This is a genomic window from bacterium endosymbiont of Bathymodiolus sp. 5 South (genome assembly GCF_900128535.1).
GTDB lineage: Bacteria > Pseudomonadota > Gammaproteobacteria > PS1 > Pseudothioglobaceae > Thiodubiliella.
The window spans coordinates 1-7,595 of record NZ_FQTR01000092.1; the positions used below are offsets into that span (position 1 = coordinate 1).

Annotated in this window: 7 protein-coding genes; all 7 read left to right on the forward strand. The window is 36.1% G+C overall.

Features of this window, described 5'->3' with window-relative positions:
* The first annotated feature begins 437 nt into the window (after nt 1–437).
* The 7 genes from BBROOKSOX_RS07985 to BBROOKSOX_RS08015 all read left to right on the forward strand — a co-directional run bounded on the left by BBROOKSOX_RS07985 (nt 438) and on the right by BBROOKSOX_RS08015 (nt 7,375).
* Entirely contained in the window at nt 438–1,196 is a 759-nt protein-coding gene (locus BBROOKSOX_RS07985; RefSeq protein WP_139660778.1) for a hypothetical protein, read from the forward strand.
* A gap of 179 nt (nt 1,197–1,375) precedes the next feature.
* Complete coding sequence (rsfS, locus tag BBROOKSOX_RS07990; RefSeq protein ID WP_139660780.1) at nt 1,376–1,708, forward strand: ribosome silencing factor; 333 nt, start codon at nt 1,376–1,378, stop codon at nt 1,706–1,708.
* The gene (gene rlmH, locus BBROOKSOX_RS07995; RefSeq protein WP_139660783.1) at nt 1,705–2,172 is read left to right on the forward strand and encodes a 23S rRNA (pseudouridine(1915)-N(3))-methyltransferase RlmH; all 468 of its coding nucleotides are present in this window, start codon (nt 1,705–1,707) and stop codon (nt 2,170–2,172) included. The genes rsfS and rlmH overlap by 4 nt, the downstream gene beginning before the upstream one ends.
* 42 nt (nt 2,173–2,214) lie before the next feature.
* Entirely contained in the window at nt 2,215–2,874 is a 660-nt protein-coding gene (locus tag BBROOKSOX_RS08000) for a glutathione S-transferase family protein (RefSeq protein ID WP_139660785.1), read from the forward strand.
* A 16-nt stretch (nt 2,875–2,890) separates the two neighbouring features.
* Nucleotides 2,891–5,287: an efflux RND transporter permease subunit gene (locus BBROOKSOX_RS08005; RefSeq protein WP_139660788.1), complete on the forward strand. Its 2,397-nt coding sequence runs from the start codon at nt 2,891–2,893 to the stop codon at nt 5,285–5,287.
* Complete coding sequence (locus BBROOKSOX_RS08010) at nt 5,287–6,081, forward strand: outer membrane lipoprotein-sorting protein (RefSeq protein WP_139660790.1); 795 nt, start codon at nt 5,287–5,289, stop codon at nt 6,079–6,081. The genes BBROOKSOX_RS08005 and BBROOKSOX_RS08010 overlap by 1 nt, the downstream gene beginning before the upstream one ends.
* Nucleotides 6,082–6,100: 19 nt before the next feature.
* Entirely contained in the window at nt 6,101–7,375 is a 1,275-nt protein-coding gene (locus tag BBROOKSOX_RS08015) for a DUF1302 family protein (RefSeq protein ID WP_139660793.1), read from the forward strand.
* The last annotated feature ends 220 nt before the right edge of the window (nt 7,376–7,595 follow it).

Consider the following 7,595-nt stretch of genomic DNA (forward strand, 5'->3'; position numbering starts at 1 on the left):
ATTTGAACAAGTTTTTGATTTTTTATAATTTTAATCGTGGACATGGTGGACTTAGAAAAGAGATTAAGGTAAGGACGCCTTATGAGGCTTTAGAGTATTGGTATAATTTGAAGCCTGATTTGTTTATCAGAAAGCCTGATATGTTTCGGAGTGTGGTTTTTGAAAGTAGGGAGTAACGTGGTGAAACCTGACAACTAAGTCTTTGACTGGTGCAACAATATTTCCTGCTGTCAAGTCTTGAATCTTGATACTACTAGAGACCTTTGCATAAATTAGGGATGATTAGCAAAATCCAATTTTTGCCCAATTGGTGATTTCTTTAAATCTTGTCCTAGCAGGGCTAAGACTGGGTTTAAAAAATCGCCAAGTGGGTGAAAAGTGGGTTTCTGATGATTATTCCTATTTATACAAAGGTTTCTTAATTTATAATTACAAAAATGAAATTACATACTTTAGGTTTACTGGCTCTTAGTAGTTTTAATGTGTTAGGGAGCGAATGCATTATTAAGGCAAGTGACAAAAGCACATATACAATCAAATCATCAATTTATTCGTATCCAAATAATATTAATATTTGTAAATGTCAAGCAGGATATGAGTTCAGCCCCTTTATTTCTAGGGAAGAATTATCTAAAAATGGTAAGCAAGAGAATTCTTTCATGGTGTCATTAGATTTAGCAGGAAAGAAGTTTCAGTGCGTTATACCCAAAGATAACACAAAACCATCAACAGCTGCATGGGTGATACCTGTTTCCTTATTTTATGCAATAGCTGGGGGTCTGGTAATTTGCCATCGTACGTTTAAAATAAAACCTAGACTACCAGGTTTGTTGGGTGATGAGCCACCAGGTTTGTTGGGTGACACTCCAAATGTAATTGAAAACGATTATCAACCTCTCCCAGTGAATTGGGACAATGTGTCAACTTCTTCCACAGAATATGAAAATATATCACTGAACTTAATATCTGGAAATACGCCAATAAATGCCCATGATGCACTAGACAACCAAATACAAGATATTTTATCTGAAGAACATATTGATGTTAATGCTCAAAATGTGCTACCTGATAACGAGGTAGCTGATAGTTCCAGGGGTTTAATATCAGGTACTCGTTCCCCTGCTCCAGAAAGAATATACGACGAGATATCAAATAATACAAATTTAAATTCAAGAACTCAATGTAATATACAATAATTTGAAGACTCTCAGAGATTTTTGGGTGATATATATTTTGCTAAAACGCCCTTAGTTAATATTTCATCCACACAAATTAGAAGTATTCTATTCAACGCCCCCTCAATAGGTAAAATAAATAACCAGGAAAATTTATCAGCGCTACCACCTGAAAACATTATTGAATACATCCACAAATTATGAATTTAAAAACACAATTAAAAGCAGTTACCGACATTATTGACGAACTTAAGGGAGAAAATGTGGTTACTCTCAAAGTTTTGCAACAAAGTGCAGACATTGAGGCGATTGTCATTACCACCGGTCGATCCACGCAACATGTGCGAGGTATTTCCAATAATATCAAGATCGAAGCCAAACGTTTAGGGATGAAAGTGGTTGGTATTGAAGGTGCAGAAACAGGGCATTGGATGTTGATTGATTTGGCAGAAGTCGTGGTGCATGTGATGACTGAGAAAACCAGAGAATTTTATAAATTAGAAAAATTATGGTCAGGGGCTGATGAGGAGTGAAAATCAACTTAATTGCCATTGGTAAAAAAATGCCTGATTGGATACAAACAGGGATTACGCATTATCAGAAACAATTACCTAGTGAACTCAACTTTACTTTAACCACACCCGAAGCACAAAAACGCAAGGGCAAAAATATTGAACAAATCAAGCAACTGGAAGGTGAGTTACTCATAAAAGCCAGTGCCAATGCGAATTTGATTATTGCCTTTGACGAACACGGCAAACAACACAGCACCCAAGAAATTGCCAAGGCAATGAAAAATTGGCAACAAAATGGCGACAGTGTGGCGTTGCTAATTGGTGGTGCTGATGGCTTAAGCAATGCAATCAAACAGCAGGCTCACCAATTATGGGGATTGTCAAACCTAACTTTACCCCATTCAATGGCACGACTATTGGCGGTAGAACAAATCTATCGTGCCCATTCATTATTAGCCAACCACCCTTATCATCGGGAATAATGTAGAGGAAACAAAGGTTTTCTTAATCACAAGGAGAGAAAAATGCAATTAGAACTGATTAGCTTTAAACTTTGCCCATTTGCACAACGGGCAATGATTTCATTAGAGATACAAAAAATTGATTTTAAAATGACTTATATTAACCCAATGGATCCACCAGATTGGTTTAAAGAAATTTCACCCACTGAACAAGTGCCGTTACTTAAAGTTGATGACCAAGTTATTTTTGAATCCTTAGTCATCACCGAATTTATCGAAGAAATAAGCACGCATAGCTTCCATCCAAAAGAGGCAATACAAAGGGCTAATAATCGCTCTTGGATTGTGTATTCTGGAGAAATGTTGGGAGATATGTTTGGTATCATAACGGGTGATGAAGAAAAATTCCACACTTCAAAAAAAGCATTATTTGAAAAATTAACAAAAGTTGAGATCGTAAAAAACCAAGAAAAATTCTTCAATGGCGAAGAATTTAATATGATTGACGCTGCTTTTTCACCCATTTTTATGCGCCTCTCTTGGATGAATGAATTTACCAACAACGCCCTATCCATCACCGAATTTAAACATTTAAGTGCTTGGAGTGATGCGATTTTAGCACTTGATGTGGTTAAAAATTCTGTGGTTGATGGGCTGGATGATGTCTATTATTCAAATATTGAGGCGCGCGAAGGTCACCTCTCAACCTTATTAATTGATTAACACAGGTGTGATAACAATGAACTGGCGAGCGAAAATAGAGCAAAAATTTGAACATTTAGCGGATTTTATTTTTGACAATAGTAAAAAAACCATTCTTGTAGTTTTGCTTGTTGTGGCAACGCTTAGCTCTAATTTGCCTAATCTTAAAATGGACACCTCAACCGAGGGGTTTTTGCATAAAACTGATGAACTTCGACTTGAGTACGATGAATTTCGTGATCAATTCGGCAGGGATGAAAAAATCTTAATTGCGGTTGAAACCAAAGATATTTTTGATCTTGATTTTCTTAAAAAACTGGCAAAACTACACCAAGAATTAGAAAATAATTTACCCTACATTAAAGAGGTTAATTCTTTGATAAACGCTAGAAACACCCTTGGCACAGAGGACAGCCTCATTGTTGGGGATTTATTTGATGATTATAAAATCGATCAATCCACGCTCAGCGCTAAGAAACAACTGGCAAGTGCCAATCCTTTGTTAAAAGATTTGTTGTTTAATGGCGATAAAACTTTTACCAGCATCATCATTGACACGCAAACTTATTCTAGTTTTGATGAAAATGGCAAAAAAATAGTTATTAATGAAGCCGATGAATTTGCCGAAGAAACAATTATTAATAGCACGCCGAAACTCTATTTAACAGACAATGAAAACAGCAAAATCATTGAAATGGTGCAACAAATTACCAAAAAATATGAAGCCGCTGATTTTAAAGTGCATCTTGCTGGATCGGCGTTATTTTCAGGCGTTATCAAGCAGGCAATGAAAAAAGACACCCGAAGTTTTATCCAAAAAATGCTACTCATGGTAATTTTGATTTTAGCCTTGATGTTTAGACGCATTTCAGGGGTTGTCCTGCCAATTATTACGGTAGCCTTAACAATCGTTAGTGCCGTTTCATTAATGGCATTACTTAATGCACCCTTTACCGTTGTTACTCAAATTATGCCGTCGTTTTTATTGGCTGTTATTACTGGGGCAAGCATCCATCTTTTGGCAATATTTTACAAAAACTTTGCCAAAACTGGGGATAAAAAATCAGCATTGCGTTTTGCCATGAGGCATTCTGGCTTTGCAATTGTAATGACTTCACTAACGACCGCTGCTGGTATGTGGTCGTTTTCTTTTTCCGATGTGGCACCTGTTGCCGACTTAGGTATTTTTGCCAGTGCCAGTATTGTATTGGGGTTATTGTTTGTTTTAATATTCTTACCTGCGATGCTTGCCACGCTCAAACTAAAGCACAAGCCTGTTGCCTCACACAATAAAACAATGGACACTTTTTTACACCAGGTTGCTGATTTTTCCCTAAACCACGCTAAATCCATTGTGATAACGAGCGCTGTTATGATTGTTGTTGCGATCTTTTTTGCCGCACAAATGCAATTTTCCCATCATCCACTTGTTTGGTTTAAGGCTGATAATCCTGTGCGTGTGAGCGTTGAAACCATTGATAAAGAATTAAACGGCTCCATGACTTTGGAAGTTATTGTGGATACTGGGCGAGAAAATGGCCTGTATGAACCTGAGATATTACAAAAAATTGAAAGAACAACTAACTATCTTAACGCTTTAAAAGATGGAGAAATTTTTGTTGGCAAAACAATAACGCTGGTTGATGTATTGAAAGAAACCAACAAGGCACTGAATGCGAATGATGCAGCATTTTACAAAATTCCCACTAACAAAGATTTGATTGCACAAGAATTGTTTTTATTCGCCAATAGTGGCAGTGATGATTTGGAAGATTTTGTTGATTCTGGCTTTTCTAAAGCCCGCATCACGGTTAAAGTGCCTTTTGTTGATGCCATCAAATACAATCAATTCTTAAGTGAGATTAAAACCAAAATTTCCCAAGAATTTGGCACTAATGCCAATGTTTCTTTCACTGGCATTAGCATTTTACTTGCTAGCATTATGGAAAAATCCATTCATTCCAGTGCTGTTAGTTATGTGCTTGCCTTTGGGATGATTGCCATTATGATGATCGTTTTAATTGGCAATATTAAAATTGGCTTAATCAGTATGATTCCCAATATTCTACCCATGTTGAGTATTGCGGCATTAATGGTGGGTTTCGGCATTCCTTTTGATATGTTTTCAATGCTTGTGGGGGCGATTGCGCTGGGTCTTGCCGTTGACGATACGGTGCATTTTATGCACAATTTTAACCGCTATCGCCTAGAAGGTAAAAATGTGGATGAGGCAACCAGACTAACGCTGATTGGAACGGGACGGGCGATTATCGTTACCTCTATTGTGTTGTCACTTGGATTTTTGGTGCTACTAAGTGCCAACATGACCAATATGTTTAATTTTGGCGTTTTGACCGCCAGTGCTATTTTTGTCGCTCTCATTGCTGACTTTTTACTAATACCTGCCATTATGAAACTTTTGGAGAAAAAATAATGAAAAAACTACTATTACCTAGCCTGTTTTTAAGCTTGGGTGTTAATGCTTTAACGGGCTTAGAGATTATGCAAAAAGTCGATGACAGAGAGGATGGTAGTAGTGTTACTTCCACTCTACAAATGATTTTAATTGATAAGCACAACAAAAAACGCATCAGACAAATGCGTACATTTTCTAAAGATGTCAATAAAAACACTGAGCACAAATCTATCTTTTTTCTATCTCCTAGCGATGTCAAAAATACGGCGTTTTTAACCTTTGATTATAGCGATGATGATAAAGATGATGACCAATGGATGTATCTGCCCGCACTCAAAAAAACCAAACGCATTCCAGCCAGTGATAAAGATAGCGCCTTTATGGGTAGTGATTTTTCTTATGCCGATATGACCGATAAAAATCTTGACGATTATCATTTTAAACTGTTAAAAGAGAGTGCTATTAAACGCAAAAATGGAAAAAATCCAGTATGGGTTATTCAATCCTTGCCCAAAAATAAAGCCGTGATTGATGAAACTGGCTACACCAAAAGCATTTTATACATCCGCAAAGATAACTATATGCTTGCTCGTGCTAAGTTTTATCTTAAAAAGGCCAACAGAGTGAAATATATGGATGTTCGAAAAATGAAAAAAATTGATGGCATTTGGGTGGCAATACAAACCACAATGACCACAAAATCTGGCAAACAAACACTACATAAAACGCTTTTAAACAATAGCGATATTAAAATGAATATTGCGATTGACGATGATATGTTTAGTATTCGTAAAATTGAAAAAGGCTTGTAAATGAGCCTCTTGTATTAAAATGAGATTTTTCTTAGTCCTTTTAATTTCATTTTCATTAAATGCTGAAGAAGGATTTGACGACTCTGGATTTGATGATAACTTTAGCGACGAACTCATCATACAAACAAAGCCGCCTGAAAAAGGCTCAGTGTATGGCTCTGTTGATTTAGAATCGCATTACAATCTTAATAATAACAAAAATTTATCCTCTGCTAAAATTTTAACAGATTTAAGCGCCGAATACAAAATGGACAACGATACCAAGATAAGTGGCAATTTAAAGGCTTATCACGATTTCATTTTCGATACCAACAACCATTATTCAACAACACCTAATGGCTATAGAAACGAATTAAATTTAAATGAATTGAATATTTCAGGTAGCATTAATTCAAATCTTGATTTCAAAATTGGCAGACAAATTGTCGTGTGGGGTAAGTCTGATTCTATTCGCATTACCGATATTTTAAACCCATTGGACAACCGCACACCGGGGCTGGTTGATATTAAAAATTTGCGCCTCGGTAGAATGATGAGCAAATTGGATTATTATCAAAATTCCTTAAAAATTTCTGCCGCTGTGCTACATGAAAATCGTTTTAGTAAAAATCCAAAATTCGGCTCTGATTTTAAAACCAGCGCTGATTTACCAGAAAATAAACCCCGTAATAATTTGAAAAATACTGGTATTGCACTCAGCCTAACAGGTGAATTTTCTGGTTATGATTTTGGCATTTATTTTGCCGATACTTATCTTGATAAAGCTTACTTTAAAAATGGTGTTTTACACTTTGATAATAAATCAAAGATGTTAGGCTTTGCCTACAACCAAGCCATTGATAGTTTTTTATTAAAAACAGAAGTGGCCTATTTTGACACCATTAAATATTCAGGGCTTGCTGATACAAAATCAAGAATTGACAGTTTAATCGGTGTGGAATACACAGGAATTAGTGACGGTTCAATCAGTTATGAGTTATCACTGAGAAAAATCAACAATTATGACAACATCATCAACACCCAATTTAACAACTTTACCAAACAAGAAACCTATCAACATGCCTTGCGTTTTACTCAGGCGTATCTTAATCAAACACTTAATTTAACTGCAATTTTAGGTGTATTTGGTAAAAAAGGCGATGAGGGTGGCTTTGCCAGAGCTTCACTAGATTATGCCATTGATGATAAAATTTCAATTAGCGGTGGTATTATTGACTACATCGGTGGCTCTAGCATGACTGACCCGATCAGAGGCAACGATAGAATTTTTACCAAAATTAGTTATTCTTTTTAATGCCATTGATAGAAAATAACAATACTTATTGATTTGGTGTCGTTATTTTTTATAAAGGGAGACCTTTGCATAAATAGGGATGATTAGCAAAATCCAATTTTTGCCCAATGGGTGATTTCTTTAAACCTTGTCCTAGCAGGGCTAAGGCTGGGTTTAAAAAATCGCCAAGTGGGTGAAAAGTGGGTTTCTGATGATTGTTCCTATTTATGCAAAGGTCTCA